We start from the raw sequence: 23,409 nt of genomic DNA, 5'->3' as shown, positions 1-23,409 counted from the left end.
AATGAAAATGATGCCAGAGGGGCTCATATGGGCAATGCCGCATTGTATGTGAGCCATCGCCGATGCTTTTGGGCAATTTTTTCACACACGTCAATAAAAGCCGCGCCGGAAATGCTTCCCGGCGCGGTCTTTCAAGCGTTAAAAGTGCGTTAGAGCATTTTAAGTTTCAACTGAATCATTAGAAATGCTCTTCTCTTTTTTACGCGCATCTTATTCTGAAAACCGTTTCACACTTTTCAGGATGCGCTTTAACGCCTTATTTCTATGCATGTATTAATTCCAAGCTGGAATGCCTGTGCCTTTGTAAACGCGGTCGAGTTCGGCCTTCACAGCGTCGTTCTGGAACGAAGCTACGAGATTCTTGACCCACTCAGCATTTTCATCTTCGGTACGGACCGCGATGAAGTTGTTGTATGGGTTGTTTTCCTTCGATTCCCAACCGATCGCTTCTTCCTTTTTGAGGCCGGCTTTGCCTGCCCAATCGTTGTTAACGATTGCCACATCAAGGTCATCAATCGAACGACCGACAACACCGGCGTCGAGTTCCTTGATTTCGATCTTCTTAGGATTTTCAATGACATCGATTGGCGTTGCAAGGATGCCTGCTTCCGGCTTCAGCTTGATGAGGCCACTTGCTTCGAGAACGCGGAGCGCACGGCCTTCGTTCGATGGATCGTTCGGAACGCCAACAACTGCGCCTTCTTTCAGTTCATCAAGGCTCTTGATCTTGCGTGAATAGATGCCGATTGGCCAGACTGCGGTGTAACCGGCAACGCCGATCTTGTAGCCGTGCTGCTTGATCTGTTCGTCGAGATAAGGCTTGTGCTGGAAAGCGTTCGCGTCGATTTCCTTGCGTTCCAGCGCTTCATTCGGCTGGTTATAATCATTGAAGGTCACGCGCTCGATATTAAGGCCATGCTTCTTGCCTTCTTCGGCAACAACCTTCCAGACGTCTTCGTCTTCGCCGCCCATGATGCCGACCTTGATGGTCTTATCTTCGGCGTGGCTTGGTGCGCTCGCAAAACCCACGGTGAGGGCTGCTGCGGTGAAGAGGGCAGCTTTCAGACCGGCACGGCGGGTCAATGAATAGCGGGAAAGGACTGACGACATTCTTATTTTCCTTGTCTAAAGTTTTTTGGAGAGCCGGTCCCGGAAAGCGATCATGTTAGATGATCTTTCTCCCCCTGCCCACCTTGATGCCGATAATTCCCGTTTGCACGGCAATAAACAAGGAAAATTATTTCAGTTTAATAAGATTCGACGATTGCGAAATTGCGTTCACAGAAGGGTGAGCGGATTGCCATTTCCGCTCATGGGGTTGATCAAAATCTGGTTCTAACGATTGTCCGAAATTATCATCTGGGCCGCCTTCTCTGCGATCATCAAAGTCGGTGAATTGGTATTGCCGGAAGTGATTCCCGGCATGATAGACGCATCTGCCACCCGCAGCCCCTGAATGCCGTTTACCCGCAAACGTGGATCAACCACAGCATCGGTATCCGATCCCATGCGACAGGTGCCGACAGGGTGGAAAATTGTTGTGCCGATATCGCCAGCCGCCTTTTCCAGCTGCTCCTGCGTTTCATAGCTCGGGCCTGGCTTGAATTCCTCAGGGCGATACTTTTGCAGAGGTGCCTGCGCCACGATATTGCGGGTCAGACGAATGGCATCAGCAGCAACGCGACGGTCGCTCTCAGTTGCCAGATAATTGGGTCTGATTGCGGGTTGCGAACGATGATCTGGTGATTTCAGATGTATCGATCCGCGACTGTCAGGGCGGAGATTGCAGACACTGGCAGTGAATGCCGGGAAGGGATGAACCGCATCGCCGAATTTTTCCAGACTCAGTGGCTGCACATGATATTGCAGATTGGCGGTTTCGTAGGACGGATCAGAACGCGTAAATACCCCAAGCTGGCTTGGCGCCATCGACATGGGCCCTGACCGGCGCAACAGATATTCCAGCCCGATCATCGCCTTGCCGGTAAGTTTGCTGGCTTTTTCGTTGAGCGTCGGAATACCTGTAACCTTATAAGCGCAACGCAATTGCAGATGATCCTGCAGGTTCTCGCCAACTTGCTTGCGTTCCAGAACAACCGGAATGTCTGCCTGCTGCAGGACGTCACCGCGTCCGATGCCCGACAATTCGAGGATTTGCGGTGATCCGACTGCGCCTGCAGCAAGGATGACTTCGCGTTTCGCTTTTACTGTCCGGGTGGTGCCGTTCTGATCAAAGGTGACACCGGTGGCGCGCAGCTCTTCGATCTCGACACGGCGCACATGCGCGCCAGTTTGGACGGTCAGGTTCTTGCGATCGAGTGCCGGGCGCAGAAAGGCCTTGGCCGTGTTCCAGCGGATGCCGCGCTTCTGGTTGACCTTGAAATAAGACACGCCTTCATTGTCGCCGCGATTAAAATCATCGGTCGCGGGGATGCCCGCAGCGACGGCGGCATCACGAAACGCATCGAGAATGTCCCAGTGCAGGCGAGCGGTCTCCACGCGCCATTCACCGCCTGCGCCATGCAGATCATCTGCGCCTGCATAATTATCCTCGGATTTTTTGAAGAGGGGCAGGACATCGTCCCAGCCCCAGCCGTAGCAACCCGCCTGCCGCCACAGATCGTAATCGCGCGCCTGTCCGCGCATGTAGATCATACCATTGATTGACGAGCAGCCGCCGAGCACCTTGCCGCGTGGATAGCCGAGCGAACGACCGTTCAGACCGGGCTCTGCTTCGGTTGTGAAACACCAGTCGGTGCGCGGATTGCCGATGCAATAGAGATAGCCGACGGGGATATGAATCCACGCGTAGTTGTCTTTGCCGCCTGCTTCGAGGAGGAGCACGGAGTGGTCCGGATCAGCCGAAAGGCGGTTCGCAAGGGCGCAGCCAGCCGTGCCCGCGCCAACCACGATGTAATCGTAGGTGTCGGTCATGATTTCATATCCAGTAAAAAGGTGGAGCCGCTATCGTATGAACATGCGGCTCCGTCGGTTATCCGAACAGTTTCTTTCCAAGCCGCGATGCATAGAACTCACCTACGATGCCTTTACGGAAGAGCAGAACGCAGGCCATGAAGATGACGCCAGTGACAATTGTCACGGGAAAGTCTGAGGTTGCAAGGTAGTTCTGCAGAGCTACCACAAAGGCTGCACCGACGATGGGGCCGATCAGTGTCCCGATGCCGCCGAGCAGAGTCATGAGGATCACTTCGCCCGACATCTGCCAGCCCACATCGGTCAAGGTTGCGAACTGGAAGACGAGCGCCTTCATGCCGCCCGCAAGCCCTGCAAGCGCCGCCGACATGACGAAGGCGGCAAGCTTGTAGTGATTGACGGAATAGCCCAGTGAAACGGCGCGGCTTTCATTTTCACGCACGGATTTGAGGATCATGCCGAAGGGCGAGTTGATAATGCGCCAGATCGCAAAGACCCCGATTACAAACACTGCCAGCACAAAATAATACATATTCATCGGCTGGTTGAGATCGATGATGCCAAAGAGATAGCCGCGCGGCACACCCTGAAGACCGTCTTCGCCATGGGTGAAAGCCGCTTGCAGACAGAAGAAGAAGAACATCTGTGCCAGCGCCAGCGTAATCATCGTCGAATAAATGCCCTGACGGCGAATGGCGAGATAGCCGATCACAAGGCCGAGTGCTGCAGCGGTTAACATGCCAAGCAGAATGCCAATTTCAGGCGTCACGCCCCATACCTTGACGGCATGGGCCGTCACATAGGCCGCACCGCCAAAGAAGGCTGCATGGCCAAAGGACAGAATGCCGGTATAGCCGAGCAGCAGGTTGAAGGCGGAGGCAAACAGCGCAAAGCACAGCATCTTCATCAGAAAGATCGGGTAGACCATGAAGGGCGCTGTGATTAATCCGATAACGGCGATGACGAGGATGACAGCAGAAAGGCTGTTGAGAGCAGGTGCCCTAGCTTCGTGCGGCACTGCGGTTGCTTTAAGAGCGGTATCAGACATATCAGGCCTCCTTCCCGAACAGTCCGGCGGGTCGCACCAGAAGGACGATAGCCATGATGACGAAGATGACGATGCTGGAAGCTTCCGGGTAGAAGACCTTGGTCAGACCTTCGGCCAGCCCCAGCACATAGCCGGTGATGATGGCGCCCAGGATTGACCCCATGCCGCCGACGACCACCACGGCAAAGACCACAATGATGATGTTGGACCCCATCAGCGGGCTGACCTGATAGATGGGCGCTGCCAGAATACCGGCAAAACCTGCAAGAGCTGCGCCCAGAGCATAGGTGAAGGTGAGGAGCAGTGGCACATTGATGCCGAAGGCTTTCACAAGGGTTGGGTTTTCCGTGGCAGCACGCAAGTAAGCGCCAAGCTTGGTCTTCTCGATCAGTAACCATGTGCCGATGCAGACGATGAGTGAGGCGACGACCACCCAGGCGCGATAGTTGGGCAGGAACATGAAACCGAGATTGCTGCCACCTGCAAGCGATGGCGGGACGGCATAAGGCTGACCGGCAGCGCCATAATAATAGCGGAACGTGCCTTCGATCACGAGTGCTAAGCCAAAGGTGAAGAGCAGGCCATAGAGCGGGTCGAGATTATAGAGCCTCGAAAGCGCTACGCGTTCGATGATCGCGCCGCCGAGGCCCACGATCAGCGGAGCGAGAATAAGGGCTGGCCAATAGCCGATGCCGAGCGTGCTCAACAACAGATAGCCGACAAAAGCGCCGAGCATATATTGTGCACCATGGGCAAAGTTGATGATGCGCAGAAGGCCGAAAATGATGGCAAGGCCAAGGCTCAACATGGCATAGAAAGAACCATTGATCAGGCCGACGAGCAATTGCCCGAGAAGCGCCTGCAAAGGGATGCCGAAAATCATTGTCATTGTTTCAGACCCCCAATGCTTCGTTCAGCTCTGCCATGCGGGCAGGCAGTTCAGTGGTTGGGAAGTTTTCCGTTACCACGCCATGATCCATCAGATAGAAGCGATCAGCGACCTTGGCGGCAAAGCGGAAATTCTGTTCGACAAGAAGCACGGTCATGCCGCGTTTTTTCAGCTCTACCAGCACATCACCGATACGCTGGATGATAACGGGCGCTAGGCCCTCAGTCGGTTCGTCAAGCAGTAGCACCTTGACCCCGGTGCGCAGGATACGGGCAATGGCCAGCATCTGCTGTTCGCCACCCGAAAGTTTGGTGCCGGGGCTGTTACGGCGCTCGTAGAGATTGGGGAAGAGTTCGTAAATCTCATTGAGCGACATTGCCCCACCACCTTTGGCAACAACCGGTGGAAGCAGCAGATTTTCATGCACATTGAGCGTCGCGAAGATACCGCGCTCTTCTGGCACAAAGCCAAGCCCTGTCCGGGCAATGCGATGTAGCGGCACGCGCAGAAGGTCTTTGCCGTCAAGCGTGATGGAACCGGTACGCTTGCGAATGATACCCATAATGGCGCGCAGAGTTGTGGTCTTGCCGACGCCATTGCGGCCAATCAGCGTGATTGTCTCGCCGGGCCAGATGTCGAGGTCGACGCCATGCAGGGCATGGCTTTCGCCATACCAGGCATTGAGCCCGCGCACGGATAGCAAGGGTTGGCCTCTATTCATGTTCGGTTCCCATATAAGCGGTGCGCACGCGCTCGTCTTTGGAGACGGTGGCATAATTGCCCGACGCGAGGATCTCGCCGCGTTGCAGCACCGTGACGTGATGGGCGATATCGGCCACCACTTTGAGATTGTGTTCGACCATCAGCACCGCACGATCCCTGGCCACATCGGTGATGAGGGCTGCAATGATGTGCACGTCTTCGTGCCCCATACCGGCCATCGGCTCATCAAGCAGCAGCACTTTTGGGTCGAGTGCCAGTGTGGTGGCAATTTCGAGCGCACGCTTGCGGCCATAAGACAGGTCAGCCGCCAGAGCATGACGGGCATCAGCCAGACCGACGCGCTCCAGAAGCTCAATCGCTTTTACGTCAAGCTGATCGAGTGCGGACAACGAACGCCAGAACTGCGTTGCAAGACCGCTGGGGCGTTGCAGGGCGACTTTCACATTTTCCAGCACCGTCAGATGGGGGAAGGTGGCCGAAATCTGAAATGAGCGCACCAGCCCCATGCGTGCAACCTTGGCCGGATCAGTTTTGGTGATGTTCTCACCAAGCAGTGTGATCTCGCCGCTTGTCGGCTGGAGAAATTTTGTAAGCAGGTTGAAGACGGTCGTCTTGCCCGCGCCATTGGGGCCAATCAGCGCATGAACCCGCGCATGATCCACATCAAGATCGACATTCTTTACCGCATGAAAGCCGCCAAATGATTTGCCGAGCCCACGTGCCGACAGAACCGTCTGCGTGCTTGTTTGCGCCACATCTGGCCCTGCTTCACGCAGGGCCGTAACGGTTTGAGTGTTATTCGCCATTAAATTACACCCTTACTGCGTGACCAGAGGGCAGCCGCTTTCTTCGGGCTTCATGTAAGCCTGATCGCCGGGGATGGTGGCCAGCACTTTGTAGTAATCCCAAGGCGCCTTGCTCTCGTCAGGCTTCTTCACTTCCATCAGATACATGTCATAGATCATGCGTCCGTTGGCGCCGACCTTACCGTGACGGGCAAAGACATCTTCGACAGGCATTTCATGCAGCTTCTTGGCAACCGCTTCTGTTTCGTCGGTTCCAGCTTCCTTGATCGCCTTCAGATACTGAAGAACCGCAGAGTAAGTGCCTGCCTGAACCATGTTCGGCATGCGGCCCGTCCGGTCGAAGAAACGCTTGCCGAATTCACGCGATTCATCGTCGCGATCCCAGTAGAAGCCTTCCGTCAGCGTCAGGCCCTGTGCGGCATCAAGGCCAAGGCCATGAACTTCTGCAAGCGTGAAGAGCAATGCTGCAAGACGCTGACCACCAGCCACGATACCGAATTCAGCGGCCTGTTTGATGGCGTTGGACGTATCAAGACCGGCATTGGCAAGGCCGACAACTTTGGCACCTGAAGACTGCGCCTGCAGCAAGAAGGATGAATAATCGGTCGTGCTCAAAGGATGACGAACGGAGCCGAGAACTTTACCGCCTTTTGATTCGACGAATTTCGAAGTCTGTTCTTCCAGCGAATAGCCGAAAGCATAGTCGGCGGTCAGGAAGTACCATGTGTCGCCGCCCTGTTCGACGAGCGAACCGCCGGTGCCGACAGCAAGGGCATGGGTATCATAAGCCCAATGGAAGCCGTAAGGCGTGCATTGCTTGCCCGTCAGTTCAGATGTTGCGGCACCAGTATTGATGGTGATTTTCTTCTTGTCTTTGGAGAGAGCCTGCACTGCCAAGCCGACAGAAGAACTGGTCAGTTCCATGATGGCATCGACCTGCTCTGTATCATACCACTGGCGTGCAATGTTCGAAGCCACGTCAGGCTTGTTCTGATGGTCGGCAGTGATAATCTCGATGGGTGCATCAAGCACCTTGCCGCCGAAATCTTCTGCAGCCATTTTTGCAGCTTCGAACGACCACTTGCCACCGAAGTCGGCATAGACGCCGGATTGGTCGTTCAGGATGCCGATCTTGACCTTACCGTCCGATATTTCTGCTGCAGATGAAATTGCGGTTGCAGCAAAAAGTGCAGCCGTTGCAAGTGCGAAAAGTTTCATTCAGTGCTCCTCCCAATAAGCCCATAAACCACCACGAAAAATCGGGCGGCAACCTCCAGTAAATATGCCTTTCGGATCGGGTCGATGGCTTTCCTCTAAGCCATTTCCCCCTCTGCTTCTGCCCGATCTGTTCCTCCACTCGGGCAATTAATTAGGACGGTAGCATTGACAAATGCGTACACGAACAACAATTTTTGAACACAGTCTGTACAAAAATGCACAGACAGAGGCAGGGAGGAACAGTTGCGCCAATTTACCTGGGATGACCTGCAATATTTTTTGGCTGTCGCACGGACAGGCCAGCTTTCGACCGCGGCGAGACAATTGCGGACAAGCCATGTCACGGTTCTGCGCCGGATTGATCGGCTGGAGCAATCGCTGGCGACCAAGCTCTTTGAGAGAAACCCGCGCGGCTATCTTTTGACGCCAGTCGGGGAGCGGCTTGTCGAGTCGGCGGAGGTCATGGAGCGCGAGGCCATGAAATTCCGAACAGAGGCGACCGGCAATCTTTCCGCGCTTTCGGGTGTGGTGCGGCTTTCCACACTTGAGGGGTTCGGCAACTTCTTTTTAGCCGACCGCCTGCCGGTGCTGGCGCAATCTTATCCCAGTCTGTCAGTCGAAGTGGTTACAATCCAGCAGATCATGTCGCTCTCGCGCCGCGAAGCGGAGTTATCCATTACATTGCATATGCCGCGTACCGGTCCCTATCACAGCGAACGGCTCACGCCTTATCGACTGTTCATCTATGGGCACCGTGATTATCTGAACGCCCATCCGCCGATCAAGTCGCGTGAAGATCTGACGGGGCATCCATTCATTGGCTATATCGATGATATGGTGTTCACACCCGGTCTCGATTACATGCGCGAAATATTGCCGGGGCAGCGCTGCAGTTATCAGAGTTCCAGTATTCATGCACAGCTGACAGCCACGCTGACTGGTTATGGGCTTTGTGTTCTGCCGTATTACATTGCCAGCCTGCACTCAGAACTGGCGCCAGTACTACCTAAAGAAATGCATCTTGAACGCGAATATTGGATGAATTGCCATGTTGATGTCATGGCCGCGCCGCGTATCAGAGTGATTAGCGATTTTATGCTTGGTGCGGTGCGCGAGGCCTCAGCAAGCTTTTTGGGTGAGGAGCTTCTTCGATCCTGATTATGAGTTCAGATCAATCCGCCGCCAATGGCGTAGATGCACGTTATGACAAGTGCGCTGAAGCCAAAACCAATGATGAATAGATTAAGTGTTCGCAATTTACCCTCCCATTTGCAACCCGGGCGGGTTATCTGCGACTTGCACGGGAATGTCTACCCTAAATTGTATTCGACTCAACTAAAGTTGTATTGGTCGGATTTGAGGCCATTTCACGCACGACATCGCGGTGAAACTCCATGATTTTAGGGAGATTCTCTAAATTTAAATGGATTGAAATCACCTCAAACGAGGAGCGCCGGGTTCTCACGAGGGTGAAAACCCGGCCTGAAGCAGAAAGTAAACAGAACCGTTAAACCGGCCCCCACTTTGGGAGACACGCTTTAGCGCTGCTTCGCCAGTCCCTGTTCGCGCATCTGGCTCAACGTCATTTTGGGTGAAAGCGCTTCCGGATCGATACGGATTTCAATGAGACCCGGTTTGCCAGATTGCTCGCACCGCTTGAAAGCTTCCGCAAAATCTGCGGTTTTTTCCACCGTTTCCCCATGCAGGCCATAGGCGCGGGCAAGTGCTGCAAAGTCAGGGTTTGCAAGGCCTGTGCCTGAAACACGGCCCGGATAAGTACGCTCCTGATGCATACGGATCGTGCCATACATACCGTTATTGACGACAATGAAAATCGCGTCGGCACCATATTGGGCAGCCGTTGCGAGTTCCTGACCGTTCATCAGGAAACAGCCGTCACCAGCGAAACAGACGACGGTTCGCTCCGGTGCCGTCAGCTTGGCAGAAACCGCTGCAGGCACACCATAGCCCATGGAGCCATTGGTTGGCGCTAACTGGCTGCGATAGGTGCGGTACTGATAGAAGCGGTGCGGCCATGCCGAATAATTGCCGGCACCATTGGTGATGATGGCATCATCAGGCAGATGTGCACGCAACCATTCCATGATCTCGCCCATCTGAACATTGCCGGGAATGGTGGGCGTTTTCAGATTGTCGCGATAGTCGGCATTGGCGCTTTCCGCCCATGTTTTCCAGCTTGGGTTGCTGATGGGAGAAAGTTCTGCCGCTGCTTTTGTGAAAGCGGGCATGCTGGCATTGATCGGAATATCTGCATGATAGACGCGACCAAGCTCTTCGGCTCCCGAATGGACGTGGATGAGCTTCTGCTTGGGGACCGGAATGTTGACCAGCTCATAGCCTTGTGTGGTCATTTCGCCAAGGCGTGCACCGACGACCAGCAAAAGGTCCGAGTCTTTGACACGGGCTGCAAGTTTCGGGCTGATCGATGTTCCCATTTCACCGGCATAGAGCGGGTGGGTATTGTCGAACATATCCTGACAGCGGAACGAGGCTGCAACAGGCAAGGACATGTTTTCCGCAAATCTTTGCAGGTCGCGAACCGCTTGCGCATTCCAGCCGCCGCCACCGACGATCATCAGTGGCCGCTCGGCCTTGTCGAGAAGCGACTTCATGTCTTGTAACTGCTCGCTTCCCGGATGCATCTCGACATGCTTGTATGCCGGTGTATCACTGACCGTTGCGTGTGATGTCAGCATATCTTCCGGCAGGGCGATGACCACAGGGCCGGGGCGTCCATTGACTGCGCGGTGGAAAGCCTGACTGACCAGTTCCGGGATACGGGCGGCATCATCGATCTGCACTACCCATTTAGCCATCTGGCCGAACATGCGACGGTAATCAACTTCCTGAAATGCCTCGCGTTCCACCTGATCGCTCGCGACCTGCCCGATGAACAGAAGCATCGGCGTGGAATCCTGAAAGGCTGTATGAACGCCTACGGAGGCGTTGGTTGCGCCGGGACCGCGCGTGACAAAGCAGATGCCGGGTTTTCCGGTCAGCTTGCCGTAGGCATCAGCCATGTAAGCTGCTCCACCTTCCTGACGGCAGACGATGAGGTCAATCTCGTCGCTGACATCGTGAAAGGCATCAAGTGCTGCAAGATAGCTTTCGCCAGGCACGCAGAAAACGCGGTCGACGCCGTGAATGCCAAGTGCATCCACCAATATCTGACCACCCGTCCGCATGTTGCTGTTGGTTGTGGATTTATGCATTTCCCTACTCTCAAAATGTCTGAAAGACTTTGGCGCATATGCGCTCTATTTCGGAGGCATACGCAGCGCACCATCGAGCCTTATGGTTTCGCCATTGAGCATGCTGTTTTCGATAATATGCAGTGCGAGCGCCGCATATTCGTCTGGCCGACCCAGACGTGGGGGGAAAGGAACCATTTTCCCAAGCGCATCCTGTGCCGGTTGCGGCAGGCCTTTGAGCATTGGGGTTTCAAAAATACCGGGTGCGATGGCGCACACGCGAATGCCGAGTGGCGCAAGTTCACGCGCAGCAGGCAGTGTCAGGCCGACAACCCCGCCTTTAGAAGCTGCATAGGCCGTCTGGCCAATCTGACCGTCAAAAGCCGCAACAGAGGCGGTATTGATCACAACGCCGCGCTCGCCGGTTGGCAGAGCTTCGCTTTTGGATGCGACATCTGCAAACAGCCGCAACAGATTAAATGAGCCGATGAGGTTGATTTCAACAGCACGGCGGAAATCATCGAGCGGCATAACGCTGCCATCGCGAGCGAGCATTTTCTTTGCCGGGGCAACGCCTGCGCAATTCACCAGAATATATGGTGTTCCAAGCTTTTCGCTGATGATCTGAAATGCCGCTTCAGCACTTGCCGCATCCGAGACGTCGCATTGAACGGCGATGCCACCAATCTCAGAAGCGACAGTATTGGCACCATCGATGTTGAAGTCGAGGAGCGCAATTTTTGCGCCTTTGGCAGCCAATGCCCGCGCTGTCGCAGCACCCAGACCCGATGCACCACCGCTGACGATGGCGATTTTTCCTTCAATATCCATAATGCCCCCTCAGATTGTCTCAACTGCAATGGCAGTTGCTTCGCCGCCACCGATACAGACTGAAGCCATGCCGCGTTTGAGATCGTTCTGCTTCATGGCATGAAGCAGCGTGACGATGATGCGCGCGCCAGAGCAGCCAATCGGATGGCCCATAGCGCAGGCACCACCATGGATATTCACCTTGTCGGCGGGAAGGTCGAGTTCCTGCATTGCAGCCATAACAACAACGGCGAAAGCTTCATTGATTTCAAACAAATCAACGTCGCGTGCATTCCAGCCGGTTTTCTCGAAGAGTTTCTTCATCGCAAAAATCGGTGCCGTGGTGAATAAAGCAGGCTGTTGCGCATGGCTTGCATGACCGCAAATAATGGCAAGCGGTTCTATGCCAAGCTTTTCAGCTTTGGACAGGCGCATCAGGGTGAGGGATGCGGCACCATCCGAAATCGAGGAAGAATTGGCAGCGGTGATAGTGCCGCCTTCACGGAAGGCAGGCTTGAGATTCGGTATCTTTTCAGGCTTGGCGCGGGTTGGCTGCTCATCGCGGTCAAGCTCTGCAACACTGACCAGCTCATTCGCGAAATAGCCTGCCTCGGTAGCTTTGAGTGCGCGCGACAGCGAGCGCAGAGCAAACTCGTCCTGCTGCTGACGCGTGAACTGGTAGTGGTCTGCGGTTTCTTCCGCGAATGTTCCCATGGCGCGGCCTTTGTCATAAGCGTCTTCAAGGCCGTCGAGGAACATGTGATCGTAGATTTTGCCGTGGCCCATGCGATAGCCACCGCGTGCTTTTTCAAGCAGATAAGGTGCATTGGTCATGCTTTCCATGCCACCAGCAACCACGATTTCCGCACTTCCTGCGGAAATGAGATCGGTGCCCAGCATGGCGGTCTTCATACCTGAACCGCAAACCTTGTTGATGGTCGAGCAGGGCACGTCCTGCGGGAGGCCAGCATGAATTGAGGCCTGACGTCCGGGTGCCTGTCCCAGCCCTGCGGGCAAGACACAGCCCATAAGCACTTCGTCAATTTGATCCGGGTTGAGCTTGGCGCGGCTGACTGCTTCCCTGATCGTAACAGCGCCCAGTGCTGTTGCAGCCTCTCCCTTGAGCGCCCCCTGAAAACTTCCGATCGGTGTTCGTACCGCACTGGCGATAACGATCGGATCTTTTGTTTCTGACATTTGTTTCCTCCTCACAAACGCATTAGAGATAACAGCATAGTGGACGATATGAATACAGCGTAAACATGATGAGCAACGCTCATGAACTCATGTCGGGGAGGTATGGAGAAAATGAGCCAGACAAATTCAGGCAAAATTCGTGTGGGTATTGGCGGCTGGGCTTTTGAGGAATGGGACAAGAGTTTCTATCCGGAAAAGCTCTCCAAAAAGCGCCAGCTCGAATACGCTTCAAGCAAGCTGACTTCTATCGAAATCAACAGCACCTATTATGGCCCGCAGAAACCTACGACTTTTGCCAAGTGGCATGACGAAACGCCGGATAATTTCGTTTTTTCGCTGAAAGCACCTCGCTTTTCGACCAATCGACGGGTGCTGGCCGAAGCAGGCGAGGGTATCGAGAAATTCGTGACCGGCGGTCTTCTTGAGCTGAAAGACAAGCTCGGCGTCATCAACTGGCAGTTCATGGGCACGAAGAAATTCGATCCGGTGGACTTTGAGGCTTTCCTCAAACTTTTGCCAAAACGTGTCGATGGGCGCGATCTGCGCCATGCTGTCGAAGTGCGTCACGACAGTTTCAACTCGCCAGATTTCATTGCACTGCTGTGGGAATATGGCGTTGCGGTGGTGATTGCGGGTGACAGCAAATTTGTCGAAATTGCCGACATGACAGCGCCTTTTGCCTATCTGCGCATCATGGGTACGCAGGAAGACAAGAAGCTCGGTTACAGTGAAGCTGAACTTGATCATTGGGCAGAGCGAGCCAGAGCGATTGCGGTAGGACACGTACCCGACAGTCTTAAAACAATTAAGCCGCCAATGCCTGATAATGTGGCCCGCGATGTCTATCTCTATGTTATCAGCGGCCATAAGGCGCAGAATCCGCACGCGGCTATGGCCTTGATAGATCGGGTAAAATGATGCGTGTTTAGGCATCATTTTTATCTGAGTCGCCTCGTGAATCTTGAGTAAATCATGTCCAAGCTTGATACGTCTGCCCTTGAAGCCTTCGTTCGCCAAATTCCGCAAAACTACAAAGGACCGGGCGGTGTCGTTGCCGTCGTCAAGGATGGCGAGGTTGTTCTGCGACACGCTTGGGGCTTTGCCGATCTTGCAACGCGGCAGGTGATGACCGCAGAAACGCGGATGCCGATTTGCTCGATCAGCAAGCAGTTCACTTGTGGCGTGTTGCTTGACGCTGTTGGTGAACCGGAATTGCTGGACGATGCTCTGGTAGCTTATCTCGACAAGTTCGAAGAAGAGCGCCCGAGCACTCGTGATCTTTGCAACAACCAGTCAGGTTTGCGCGATTATTGGGCGTTGACGGTTTTGTGCGGCGCGGATCCTGAAGCCGTGTTTTTGCCAGAACATGCGCAGAGTCTGCTGCGACGATTGAAAACCACGCATTTTGAACCGGGCTCGCACTATTCCTACTGCAATGGCAATTTCCGTATTCTGGCGGACCTCATCGAAGCCCATACCGGACGCACGCTGGTCGATCTTCTGTCCGAGCGTATTTTCAAGCCGGCGGGCATGAAGACAGCCGAGTTGATCCCGGATACAGCGCTTTTCAATGAATGCACCGGATATGAGGGCGATACTGTTCGCGGCTTTCTGCCCGCGATCAATCGTCTTCACTGGATGGGGGACGCAGGCATCTGTGCGTCCCTTGATGACATGATCGCCTGGGAGCAATTTATCGATGCAACGCGGGGCGATGAGACCGGCTTGTATCGCCGTTTGAGTGGGCCGCAAACATTCATCGATGGTGCGAATGCGCCTTATGGCTTCGGCCTCAAGTTTGAGGAAACAGGTGGTAAGAGGCTGACTGGCCATGGCGGCGCTCTTCGCGGTTGGCGTTGTCAGCGCTGGCATTGTGCTGATGAGCGGTTATCGACGATTGCCATGTTCAACTTCGAGGGCGGAGCTTCGGACGTTGCCTTCAAATTGATGAATATCGCGTTGGGCGTATCGACTTCTGAACCACAGCGCGCGGAAGCGGATACAGCCTGGTTCGGTTCATGGTTGTGTCAGGACACTGGTCTTGTTCTGAGCCTTGAAGATGCCGGTTGTGGCCGCTTGAAGGCACGTTTTGGCACAGGACCGGAAATGATGGATGTGGAGAGCGCGAATGAAGCGCGTTCGTCCATGACAACGATCCGGCGCGATGGCGATGTGATTGAGCTTTTGCGCGACGACGAGAACCTACGCCTCATGATGAACCGCATCAAGGGCGAGGCCAGGCAGGACATCATAGGCCGCTATCACAGTGACGAGCTCAATGCTGATCTTTTGCTCGTTTCTGAAGGCGGCGCGATCTATGGTGCTTTCGAAGGTTTCCTTGGCAAGAGCGATATGTATCCACTTTATAGTGCTGGCGCGGATGTCTGGCTGTTGCCGGTGCAACGCTCACTGGATGCGCCGTCGCCCGGTGAATGGAAACTTGTTTTCCGTCGCGACGACAGGGGGGTGATAACAGATGTGAGCGTTGGCTGCTGGCTTGCGCGCTGTGTCGAATACAGGAGAGTTCTGGCATGAGTGAGTTGAAGGTTAGAACCCGTGAAACCGGTGCAGTTGCGGACATGCCGCACGGCAAGCTTCCAACGATCACCACGCCGACAGGCGGCACGGTGGAGCTCGTGACGAGCGTCAGTCAGGCGGGCTTTAATCCGCTTGACCTGATCTATGCATCCGTTGCTGCCTGCATGGCGCTGAGTGCGCGCATTGCTGCCACCAAACTCGAATTGCGTGAAAAGCTCACCGATGTTCGGGTGGAAGTAAAAGGCGATAAGGCACATGAAGGCCCGTCACGCATCGAACGGTTCGATATAACGTTCCATTTTGATGGTGATCTCACAGCAGATGAAAAGCATCGTCTTGCGGAGATGGCCGAGGAAATCTGCACTGTCAGCAATACGTTACGCGGCGATCCGAAGTTTGATCTGAAGGTTTCGTAACAAGCTGATTATATCGCAACGCGGATGCGTTCGACGCCAAGAGTGATGACACTTTCCATGGCTGCGCGCGCTTTCTGGCGATCGCGTGACGCGATTGCGTGAGCAATGCGCAGGTGGTTGGCGGCGCACTCCGCAATGCCTTCAGGGGACGTTGCTGGTGAGGATAGCTGAAACGAGATGGCGAGAGCTGCCTCGATCAAGCTGCTGACTGAGCGCATGAATGGATTACCAGACATGCGCGCAATGGCGAGATGAAATTCGAGATCGACCTTGGCAATCGATTCCGGTGTATGTGTTGGGTCATCGAATTTTGCGGCCAAGGCATAGAGCTCAATGAGTTCATCGCTCGTTGCATGCACTGCGGCTGCGGCTGCGGCTGCAGGTTCGAGCGCCATACGCATTTCTGCAAGGTGATCGACAAAGACTTCATCAAAACCCGCCTCAAAGCGCCATGTCAGCACATCGGGATCAAAGAAGTTCCAGCTTGCGCGACCCAGAACGCGGGTGCCAACCTTGGCTTTAGCTTCAATTAGACGCTTTGCGGCAAGGGTCTTCATCGCTTCACGCAGAACAGTGCGGGAAACGCCAAAACGCAACGATAATTCGTTGTCGCCTGGCAGGATCGAACCTTCGGGGATGGTACCTGCGACGATGCCACGACCAAGCTCACCCACGACAACCGAGTGGCTGTTATGGCGTTTACGCCCCGTTATAGCCGTTTCCAGCAATCCCAATTCAGGCCTCCTTCATACGTTGGCGAGCTAGCCTCAAATCCGCAAACCAGACAAGTCCCCGCTGTAGCGCAATGAACAGGAACAGCAATATACCGATTGCGATTTTCGTCCACCAGGAAGACAGCGTGCCGTCGAAAACAATATAGGTCTGTATCAGACCCTGTATCAGAATGCCCACAAAAGTGCCTGCCACAAGTCCTGCGCCGCCGGTCAGAAGTGTTCCACCGATAACCACAGAAGCAATGGCATCAAGTTCTACGCCAACGGTTGCCAGCGAATAGCCAGAAGAAGTGTAGAGCGTATAGACAATGCCAGCGAGACCCGAAAGCACACCGGACATCGTATAGATGCCGATTGTTGTGCGACCGACGGGTACGCCCATCAGTTCTGCTGATTGCTGATTGCCGCCAAGTGCATAAATATTAGCACCAAAGCGAGTGCGATGCGCGATAATACCGCCGATGATAAAGATGACCAGCATCACCATTGCGATAAACGTCAGTCTGCCGCCGCCTGGAAGTCGGAAATAAAGCCCCTGAAGCGTATCGAGGAATGGGTGTGAGATCGGCACGGATTGTGTCGAGATGAGGAAGGCCGCGCCACGTGCTAAAAACATGCCTGCCAGCGTTGCCACGAATGGCGGGATTCCGAGGTAATGGATCATCATGCCCATCCACGCGCCAAAAAGTGCGGCAAGCACCAGAACAAGGCCGAAGGCCACAAGAGGATGTACGCCTAGCTGACCGACAAGGACCGCCACAAAAACGCTGGTGAAAGCGATAACTGATCCAACGGACAGGTCGATCCCACCCGAGATGATAACAAAAGTCATCCCAACCGCAGCAATGCCGAGAAAGGCGTTATCTGTCAGCAGATTTCCAATGACCCGCGTTGAAAGCATGTTTGGAAACTGGATGACACAGATCGCATAGGCGAGCAGAAAAATGCCGACTGTGGTCAGAAATGGAAGATTGCGAAGCACTCTCATTATTGTGCTCCCTGCTGGTTGTGATGTGTCGCTTTGGCGGTATTGCCTTTGCGTTCAGAACGCAGGAAAGCGATCAGGTTGACAATCGCCGGTGACTGGAATGTTAGCACGACAATGATGATGCCCGCCTTGATGATCAGGTTGAATTCCGGTGGGAAACCCGCCATCAGAATGCCGGTATTGATCGACTGGATGATGAGCGCGCCAAGCAGCGAGGCCATGATCGAGAAACGCCCGCCATTCAACGATGTGCCGCCGATGACGACAGCCAGAATGGCGTCGAGTTCAAGCCAGAGGCCTGCATTGTTGGCATCTGCGCCCCGAATATCGGCAGTTGCGATCAGACCTGCGAGTGCTGCACCGACGCCTGAAACAGCATAGACACTGAATAGAAGAAAACGCGCTTTTACTCCGGCGAGCATCGCTGCGCGGCGATTGATGCCGGTTGCCTCGATGAGAAATCCGAGGGCGCTCGAACGCACTGCTATACCGACGACGATGCCAGCAAGTAACCAGATCAGCACTGGAATAGGGACACCAAGCAGCGAGCCTGAACCGAGCGCCGCGAATGAATCATTATTGAAGGTGAGGATCGCACCTTCAGTGATGAGCTGCGCGATGCCGCGCCCTGCAACCATCAGAATGAGTGTCGCGATGATGGGTTGGATGTCGAAGACCGCTACCAGAAAACCGTTCCACAACCCGCATAGAAGGCCAACGCCGAGTGCTACGGGAATGACAATTGCGAGCGGATAGCCAGAGACGACGAGTGAAGCGGCACAGGCGCCGCTTATCGCCATCACTGCGCCCACGGATAGATCAATGCCACGCGTGGCGATCACCAGTGTCATGCCGATGGCGAGAATGGCAACAGGCGCTGCGCGTACCAGAATATCGATCAGGCTTCCATAGAGGCGCCCATTTTGAAATGAAATATCCAGAAATCCCGGCGAAATGATTGTGTTTATGGCAAGGATCACAGCAAGGGCCGCAAGCTGGGGCGCTAGTCTTTTGAGTTTTTTGAGCAGGCGAGCGATCATGCTGCAGCTTCCTTTTCGCTCACATGACCGGTCTCGGCAATCGCGCGAACGATATTGTCGGCGGTGATTTCTTCGCCTTTAAGTTCTGCGACATGGCGCCGGTCGGAAAGCACGATGACACGATTGGCGACGGCAGCCAGTTCTTCGAACTCCGAAGAGATGATGACAAGTGACATGCCTTCAATACAGAGTTCGCCAATCAGTTTCAGAATTTCCGCATGTGCGCCGATGTCGATGCCGCGCGTCGGCTCATCGAGGATCAACAGGCGTGGATCGGTTGCGAGCCAGCGCGCCAGAATGGCTTTCTGCTGGTTGCCGCCGGACAAAAATTTGATCGGCTTGTTGGGGTCAGGCGGTCGGATATCGAGCGCCTTGATATAGCGCTGGGCGAGGGCATCTTTTTCACGGGAGGAGATTGGCTTTGACCAGCCACGCTTTGCTTGTATGGCGAGCGCGATATTCTCCGCCACAGAAAAATCGCCGATGATGCCATCCGTTTTGCGCTCTTCAGGGCAAAATGCAAAGCGTTCAGCGATGGCTGCCACGGGTGTCGGCAGTTTTGTGTCTTGGCCGTCCACCGTCAGTCCGCCGCTGTCGGCTTGATCGACGCCGAACATCAGAAGTGCGGTTTCGGTGCGTCCAGAGCCGAGCAATCCGGCAATTCCGACGGCTTCGCCCGGTTTGATCGCAAGATCGAAAGGCGCAACGCTACCCTTTTTGCCAAAATCCGAAAAGCGAATGGGCGCAGTTGTGTCATCGTTTATTTCTTCAGTGAGCTGTCGGCGCACGGTCTCTTGCAGCTGATGGCCGAGCATCATCGAAATGAGATCGGTGCGCGGCAATTCCGACAAGTTGCGGCTGCCAACAAGCCGTCCGTTGCGCAATACGGTGGCGCAATCGGCAATAGCATAGACCTGATCCAGAAAGTGGGTGATGACGATAATGCCGAGGCCTTCGGCTTTCAATTGCCGCAACACTCCGAACAGCATTTCGACTTCCCGCGCGTCAAGGCTGGCGGTGGGTTCATCGAGTACCAGAACCTTGCCGGAAAGATCGACTGCGCGGGCGATCGCGATGATCTGGCGTATGGCGACAGAATAGGCTGAAAGCGGCGCGCTGACATCAATCGTCAGGCCGTAGCGTGCGAGAAGCGCACTTGAATCACGTTCCATCTGGCGGCGATCGACAAAGCCGAACCGGCTTTGCTGGCGACCGAGGAAAAGGTTTTCGGCGACCGTCAGGTTTTCGAGAAGATTGACTTCCTGATAGACCGTGCCAATGCCAAGTTTTTGCGCATCCGTAACGGAGGCTGGGGCAATCGACTGCCCTTCGAGCAGGATCGTACCGTCAAAATTATGATAAGCGCCGGTCAATATCTTGATCAGTGTCGATTTGCCTGCGCCGTTCTCGCCAAGCAAAGCGTGGATTTCACCATTCGCGAGGGCAAAGTCGACATGATCAAGCGCTGTGACGCCGAAAAATGATTTTGTTATTCCACGAGCTTCAAGCAGCGGTGTCGCCAGTGCCGACGCCGCGTTGGTATCAGAGCGAGCCATATTGTTTTCCGCCTGCTGATTTGCGAATTCTATCCGGGCTACGCCTCTGCGTAGCCCGGATCAGATGATGCGATCAGTAGCCGAGACCCTTCTTGGCCTCATACACAGCCTTCGGATCGTCAGCCTGCGTGTAAAGCTTGGATTCGGTCTGGATCCATTTTGGTGGAACGGTGCCCTTCTCCTTGAAAGCTTCGATGGCATCGAATGCCGGGCCTGCCATGTTTGGCGTCAGTTCGACGGTTGCGTTGGCTTCACCACTGGCCATTGCCTGGAAAATATCCGGCACTGAATCGATGGAGACAATCTTGATGTCGGTGCCTGGCTTGAGACCAGCTTCCTTGATTGCCTGAATTGCGCCTACAGCCATGTCGTCATTATGGGCGTAGACGGCGCAAATATCCTTGCCGCCGCCTTCGGCCTTGATAAAGCTTTCCATGACTTCCTTACCCTTGGTACGGGTGAAGTCACCGGTCTGCGACCGGGAAATCTTGATATTGTCGTGACCTGCAAGTGCTTCTTCGAAGCCCTTCTTGCGGTTGATTGCAGGGGACGAACCCGTGGTGCCCTGAAGCTCGACCACGTTGCACGGCTTGTCGCCCACATCTTTCACCAGCCACTCGCCAGCGACTTTGCCTTCATGGACCTGATCCGAGGTAACGGCGGTAAGATAAAGGTCTTCCGGCGCATCAATCTGACGATCGAGAAGCACGACAGGAATTTCAGCTTCCTTTGCTTCTTTCAGAACCGCATCCCAGCCGGTTGCGACAACGGGCGCGATCAGGATGGCGTCAACGCCCTGCGCGATGAAGCCACGAACGGCCTTGATCTGATTTTCCTGCTTCTGCTGTGCGTCGGCAAACTTGAGGGTGTGGCCACGCTTTTCAGCTTCCTGCTTTGTTACGCTTGTTTCGGCGGCGCGCCAGCCCGATTCCGAACCGATCTGCGAAAAGCCGACAGTCAATGAGGCTGCAGATACGCTTGAAATCAGGGCAAAAGAAAATGCGGCCGTCAGGGCCGTCAAACTGCGTTTCATAATAGTTCCTCCCAATAAAAGGCCCTCCCGGCCTTGGCGATTATGAAGCATATAATATTACTTTATGGCAAGCGCATTTCGGTTGTTCGCTGAAAATTGGGGGTGCGACAAACGTGCATATCCGTCAATTCCATATGTAAATCATAGGTTTAACTGTCCAGTGGGGGTAGCGTCTCTTGGAGGGTGATCTGAGCTGTGTTTCGCTTGCTTGACAAGTGGGTGTTTGACAAAATAGTCATATTAATAAGAAGGAACCGTTGATTGACACATCAGTGCTTTTCAACGGTTGGGAAGAATGTTCCGCGTGAGTTTCGCGGAAAATGGGAGGTTCAATGTTACGTCTGATACAGTTCCGCGATCTGCGCGGAGAAACACGTGTGGCTGCTTGCGATGATGAGGGTGCTGCACATGTCGTCAATGGCGTGACTACGACTTACGAACTGGCATGGGCTGCAATTTCGGCAGGCATCAGTCTCACCGAACAGGTAGAGCGCAATGGCAAGGGCGAGGCTGTCGATATTCATGCAGCACTTGCAGGCGGTCAGGTTGGCCTGCCGATTACGCATGAAGATCCAGCACATCTGATTGTTGCAGGCACGGGCCTCACACATCTTGGCTCTGCTGACGGTCGCGATAAGATGCACAAGGCAGCACAAGCTGCTGAAAAGCCGACTGACTCCATGCGTATGTTTCTGATGGGTGTTGAAGGCGGCAAGCCAAAGCCCGGCGAAACCGGCGTGCAGCCGGAATGGTTCTATAAGGGCGATGGTTCGGCGCTGGTTGAAACAGGTGGTGATCTTGTTTCGCCATCTTTTGCCGAAGATGGTGGTGAAGAGCCGGAACTCGCAGGCATTTATTTGATCGGCCCGGATGGTACGCCGTTCCGCCTTGGCTTCTGCCTTGCCAACGAGTTTTCCGATCATGTGACGGAAAAGCAGAATTATCTCTGGCTGGCGCATTCCAAGCTGCGTCAGGCATCGCTTGGTCCTGAGCTTTATGTGGGTGATCTACCGGATCATGTTGAAGGCGTTTCGCGTATTCGTCGCGGCGATCAGGTGATCTTTGAAAAGCCGTTTCTTTCAGGCGAAGCGAACATGTCGCACACGATCGCCAATCTGGAACATCATCATTTTAAATATGAACTGTTCCGTCGTCCGGGCGACATTCATGTGCATTTCTTTGGCACCGCGACACTGTCCTTCTCGGAAGGTGTGAAGACGGAAAATGGCGACCAGTTCGAAATTTCGGCAAAGCCTTTCCGTTATCCGCTGGTCAACAGGCTGGCGCAGGCGAAAGCCGCAGACATTGCCGTGAAGGCGCTCTGAAATGGCGACCGCATCCAATATCAATCTGGCAATTGTTGGTCTCGGCAAGATTGCCCGCGATCAGCATCTGCCATCGATTAAAGCTGTTGATGGCATTGAGCTCAAAGCCATTGCCAGCCGCAATGCTGGTCTTGATGGTGTGCCATCGTTTCACGATATCGACCAGCTGTTAGGGAGCGATGTCGCCATTGACGCGGTGTCGCTTTGCACCCCGCCGCAGGGGCGCTTCAACCAGGCTTATGCAGCCTTGAAGGCGCGTAAGCATGTGATGCTGGAGAAGCCTCCGGGAGCAACGATTTCGGAAGTGCAGGCGCTGAGGCGTTTTGCTGAAAAGCAGGGCGTTACGCTTTATGCGACCTGGCATTCACGCGAAGCTGCAGCCGTTGAACCTGCCCGCGAATTTCTGAAAGGCGCTGTAATCAAATCTGTTGCGGTGTCGTGGAAAGAGGATGTGCGCCATTGGCATCCCGGCCAGCAGTGGATCTGGGAGCCGGGTGGTCTTGGTGTATTCGACCCGGGCATCAATGCGCTGTCGATTGTCACGCATATTTTGCCGGAACGGTTTTTCCTGACGAAGTCCGATCTCTATTTCCCAGAAAATCGTGCGGCACCGATTGCAGCTGATCTCGCGTTTGAGACGGAAAGCGGTGTTCCGGTTTCCTTTGAACTCGACTGGCGCCAGACTGGTCCGCAGACATGGGATATTCGTGTCGAGACCGATAAAGGAATGCTGCTGTTGAGCCATGGCGGCAGCCGTCTGACCATTGCAGGCACGGAGAAAATGGCCGAGCCTGATCGTGAATATCAGCGTCTTTACCAGAATTTTGTGAAGCTGGTTGGCGAAGGGCAGAGCGATGTTGACCTGGCACCTCTGACCCATGTTGCCGATGTCTTCCTTCTGGGACAGCGGCATGTGGTTGAAGAATTTATAGACTAGGAATT

General features: G+C 54.5%; 21 protein-coding genes. 6 read left to right on the top strand and 15 right to left on the bottom strand.

Annotation, left to right across the window (positions count from 1 at the left end; all coding sequences use genetic code 11):
- Positions 1 to 273: 273 nt before the first annotated feature.
- The 7 genes from ACSME1_RS04100 to ACSME1_RS04070 form a co-directional block, all read right to left on the bottom strand.
- Positions 274 to 1,110: a MetQ/NlpA family ABC transporter substrate-binding protein gene (locus ACSME1_RS04100; protein WP_024899294.1), complete on the bottom strand. Its 837-nt coding sequence runs from the start codon at positions 1,108 to 1,110 to the stop codon at positions 274 to 276.
- Between the two features lie 225 nt (positions 1,111 to 1,335).
- Entirely contained in the window at positions 1,336 to 2,934 is a 1,599-nt protein-coding gene (locus ACSME1_RS04095; protein ID WP_105707953.1) for a GMC family oxidoreductase, read from the bottom strand.
- Between the two features lie 58 nt (positions 2,935 to 2,992).
- A complete protein-coding gene (locus tag ACSME1_RS04090; protein ID WP_435654941.1) occupies positions 2,993 to 3,982 on the bottom strand; it encodes a branched-chain amino acid ABC transporter permease in 990 nt (329 codons plus the stop codon).
- 1 nt (position 3,983) lies between these two features.
- On the bottom strand, positions 3,984 to 4,871 hold the full coding sequence (locus tag ACSME1_RS04085; protein ID WP_024899297.1) for a branched-chain amino acid ABC transporter permease: 888 nt from the start codon (positions 4,869 to 4,871) through the stop codon (positions 3,984 to 3,986).
- A 4-nt stretch (positions 4,872 to 4,875) separates the two neighbouring features.
- Positions 4,876 to 5,592 carry an ABC transporter ATP-binding protein gene (locus tag ACSME1_RS04080; RefSeq protein WP_024899298.1) on the bottom strand — a complete coding sequence of 239 codons (717 nt, stop codon included), beginning with the start codon at positions 5,590 to 5,592 and terminating at the stop codon, positions 4,876 to 4,878.
- A complete protein-coding gene (locus tag ACSME1_RS04075; protein WP_024899299.1) occupies positions 5,585 to 6,400 on the bottom strand; it encodes an ABC transporter ATP-binding protein in 816 nt (271 codons plus the stop codon). Before ACSME1_RS04075 ends, ACSME1_RS04080 begins: the two co-directional genes overlap by 8 nt.
- 12 nt (positions 6,401 to 6,412) lie before the next feature.
- Positions 6,413 to 7,618: an ABC transporter substrate-binding protein gene (locus tag ACSME1_RS04070; RefSeq protein ID WP_024899300.1), complete on the bottom strand. Its 1,206-nt coding sequence runs from the start codon at positions 7,616 to 7,618 to the stop codon at positions 6,413 to 6,415.
- 243 nt (positions 7,619 to 7,861) lie between these two features.
- On the opposite strand from ACSME1_RS04070, the gene ACSME1_RS04065 reads away from it, so the two are divergent.
- A complete protein-coding gene (locus ACSME1_RS04065; protein WP_024899301.1) occupies positions 7,862 to 8,776 on the top strand; it encodes a LysR family transcriptional regulator in 915 nt (304 codons plus the stop codon).
- Between the two features lie 380 nt (positions 8,777 to 9,156).
- Here ACSME1_RS04065 and ACSME1_RS04060 read toward each other — a convergent pair whose 3' ends face one another.
- The 3 genes from ACSME1_RS04060 to ACSME1_RS04050 are packed head-to-tail and all read right to left on the bottom strand — an operon-like array spanning position 9,157 to position 12,837.
- A complete protein-coding gene (locus ACSME1_RS04060; protein WP_024899302.1) occupies positions 9,157 to 10,851 on the bottom strand; it encodes a thiamine pyrophosphate-binding protein in 1,695 nt (564 codons plus the stop codon).
- A 45-nt stretch (positions 10,852 to 10,896) separates the two neighbouring features.
- Positions 10,897 to 11,661, bottom strand: coding sequence for an SDR family NAD(P)-dependent oxidoreductase (locus tag ACSME1_RS04055; protein ID WP_024899303.1), 765 nt, complete (start codon positions 11,659 to 11,661; stop codon positions 10,897 to 10,899).
- A gap of 9 nt (positions 11,662 to 11,670) precedes the next feature.
- Positions 11,671 to 12,837, bottom strand: coding sequence for an acetyl-CoA C-acyltransferase (locus ACSME1_RS04050; RefSeq protein WP_435654940.1), 1,167 nt, complete (start codon positions 12,835 to 12,837; stop codon positions 11,671 to 11,673).
- 111 nt (positions 12,838 to 12,948) lie between these two features.
- On the opposite strand from ACSME1_RS04050, the gene ACSME1_RS04045 reads away from it, so the two are divergent.
- The 3 genes from ACSME1_RS04045 to ACSME1_RS04035 are packed head-to-tail and all read left to right on the top strand — an operon-like array spanning position 12,949 to position 15,791.
- On the top strand, positions 12,949 to 13,755 hold the full coding sequence (locus ACSME1_RS04045; protein ID WP_024899305.1) for a DUF72 domain-containing protein: 807 nt from the start codon (positions 12,949 to 12,951) through the stop codon (positions 13,753 to 13,755).
- A 54-nt stretch (positions 13,756 to 13,809) separates the two neighbouring features.
- Entirely contained in the window at positions 13,810 to 15,372 is a 1,563-nt protein-coding gene (locus ACSME1_RS04040; protein ID WP_024899306.1) for a D-aminopeptidase, read from the top strand.
- The gene (locus tag ACSME1_RS04035) at positions 15,369 to 15,791 is read left to right on the top strand and encodes an OsmC family protein (protein WP_100558660.1); all 423 of its coding nucleotides are present in this window, start codon (positions 15,369 to 15,371) and stop codon (positions 15,789 to 15,791) included. Before ACSME1_RS04040 ends, ACSME1_RS04035 begins: the two co-directional genes overlap by 4 nt.
- Positions 15,792 to 15,799: 8 nt before the next feature.
- Here ACSME1_RS04035 and ACSME1_RS04030 read toward each other — a convergent pair whose 3' ends face one another.
- The 5 genes from ACSME1_RS04030 to ytfQ form a co-directional block, all read right to left on the bottom strand.
- Entirely contained in the window at positions 15,800 to 16,525 is a 726-nt protein-coding gene (locus tag ACSME1_RS04030) for a FadR/GntR family transcriptional regulator (protein ID WP_024899308.1), read from the bottom strand.
- Between the two features lies 1 nt (position 16,526).
- Positions 16,527 to 17,513 (bottom strand): galactofuranose ABC transporter, permease protein YjfF, encoded by a 987-nt coding sequence (gene yjfF / locus ACSME1_RS04025; RefSeq protein ID WP_105705673.1) that lies wholly within the window; start codon positions 17,511 to 17,513, stop codon positions 16,527 to 16,529.
- A complete protein-coding gene (locus ACSME1_RS04020; protein WP_024899310.1) occupies positions 17,513 to 18,553 on the bottom strand; it encodes an ABC transporter permease in 1,041 nt (346 codons plus the stop codon). Before ACSME1_RS04020 ends, yjfF begins: the two co-directional genes overlap by 1 nt.
- The gene (locus ACSME1_RS04015) at positions 18,550 to 20,109 is read right to left on the bottom strand and encodes a sugar ABC transporter ATP-binding protein (RefSeq protein WP_105705675.1); all 1,560 of its coding nucleotides are present in this window, start codon (positions 20,107 to 20,109) and stop codon (positions 18,550 to 18,552) included. Before ACSME1_RS04015 ends, ACSME1_RS04020 begins: the two co-directional genes overlap by 4 nt.
- A 73-nt stretch (positions 20,110 to 20,182) precedes the next feature.
- Positions 20,183 to 21,142 carry a galactofuranose ABC transporter, galactofuranose-binding protein YtfQ gene (gene ytfQ, locus ACSME1_RS04010; protein ID WP_024899312.1) on the bottom strand — a complete coding sequence of 320 codons (960 nt, stop codon included), beginning with the start codon at positions 21,140 to 21,142 and terminating at the stop codon, positions 20,183 to 20,185.
- A 332-nt stretch (positions 21,143 to 21,474) separates the two neighbouring features.
- On the opposite strand from ytfQ, the gene araD1 reads away from it, so the two are divergent.
- A complete protein-coding gene (gene araD1 / locus ACSME1_RS04005) occupies positions 21,475 to 22,467 on the top strand; it encodes an AraD1 family protein (protein ID WP_024899313.1) in 993 nt (330 codons plus the stop codon).
- Position 22,468: 1 nt separating this feature from the next.
- Positions 22,469 to 23,404 carry a Gfo/Idh/MocA family protein gene (locus tag ACSME1_RS04000; RefSeq protein ID WP_024899314.1) on the top strand — a complete coding sequence of 312 codons (936 nt, stop codon included), beginning with the start codon at positions 22,469 to 22,471 and terminating at the stop codon, positions 23,402 to 23,404.
- Positions 23,405 to 23,409 lie beyond the last annotated feature (5 nt).

Origin of the sequence: Brucella pituitosa (assembly GCF_965577835.1) — a bacterium.
Taxonomy (GTDB): domain Bacteria; phylum Pseudomonadota; class Alphaproteobacteria; order Rhizobiales; family Rhizobiaceae; genus Brucella; species Brucella pituitosa.
This window is presented reverse-complemented; position numbering and strand designations above follow the sequence as displayed.

Bases quoted from the DNA above. Each gene is read 5' to 3' on its own strand.
- araD1 (WP_024899313.1), top strand. From the start codon at position 21,475: ATGTTACGTCTGATACAGTTCCGCGATCTGCGCGGAGAAACACGTGTG.
- ACSME1_RS04035 (WP_100558660.1), top strand. From the start codon at position 15,369: ATGAGTGAGTTGAAGGTTAGAACCCGTGAAACCGGTGCAGTTGCGGAC.
- ACSME1_RS04090 (WP_435654941.1), bottom strand. From the start codon at position 3,982: ATGTCTGATACCGCTCTTAAAGCAACCGCAGTGCCGCACGAAGCTAGG.
- ACSME1_RS04100 (WP_024899294.1), bottom strand. From the start codon at position 1,110: ATGTCGTCAGTCCTTTCCCGCTATTCATTGACCCGCCGTGCCGGTCTG.
- ACSME1_RS04050 (WP_435654940.1), bottom strand. From the start codon at position 12,837: ATGTCAGAAACAAAAGATCCGATCGTTATCGCCAGTGCGGTACGAACA.
- ACSME1_RS04085 (WP_024899297.1), bottom strand. From the start codon at position 4,871: ATGACAATGATTTTCGGCATCCCTTTGCAGGCGCTTCTCGGGCAATTG.
- ACSME1_RS04000 (WP_024899314.1), top strand. From the start codon at position 22,469: ATGGCGACCGCATCCAATATCAATCTGGCAATTGTTGGTCTCGGCAAG.
- ACSME1_RS04095 (WP_105707953.1), bottom strand. From the start codon at position 2,934: ATGACCGACACCTACGATTACATCGTGGTTGGCGCGGGCACGGCTGGC.
- ACSME1_RS04055 (WP_024899303.1), bottom strand. From the start codon at position 11,661: ATGGATATTGAAGGAAAAATCGCCATCGTCAGCGGTGGTGCATCGGGT.
- ACSME1_RS04040 (WP_024899306.1), top strand. From the start codon at position 13,810: ATGTCCAAGCTTGATACGTCTGCCCTTGAAGCCTTCGTTCGCCAAATT.
- ACSME1_RS04020 (WP_024899310.1), bottom strand. From the start codon at position 18,553: ATGATCGCTCGCCTGCTCAAAAAACTCAAAAGACTAGCGCCCCAGCTT.
- ACSME1_RS04015 (WP_105705675.1), bottom strand. From the start codon at position 20,109: ATGGCTCGCTCTGATACCAACGCGGCGTCGGCACTGGCGACACCGCTG.
- ytfQ (WP_024899312.1), bottom strand. From the start codon at position 21,142: ATGAAACGCAGTTTGACGGCCCTGACGGCCGCATTTTCTTTTGCCCTG.
- ACSME1_RS04080 (WP_024899298.1), bottom strand. From the start codon at position 5,592: ATGAATAGAGGCCAACCCTTGCTATCCGTGCGCGGGCTCAATGCCTGG.
- ACSME1_RS04075 (WP_024899299.1), bottom strand. From the start codon at position 6,400: ATGGCGAATAACACTCAAACCGTTACGGCCCTGCGTGAAGCAGGGCCA.
- ACSME1_RS04060 (WP_024899302.1), bottom strand. From the start codon at position 10,851: ATGCATAAATCCACAACCAACAGCAACATGCGGACGGGTGGTCAGATA.
- yjfF (WP_105705673.1), bottom strand. From the start codon at position 17,513: ATGAGAGTGCTTCGCAATCTTCCATTTCTGACCACAGTCGGCATTTTT.
- ACSME1_RS04070 (WP_024899300.1), bottom strand. From the start codon at position 7,618: ATGAAACTTTTCGCACTTGCAACGGCTGCACTTTTTGCTGCAACCGCA.
- ACSME1_RS04045 (WP_024899305.1), top strand. From the start codon at position 12,949: ATGAGCCAGACAAATTCAGGCAAAATTCGTGTGGGTATTGGCGGCTGG.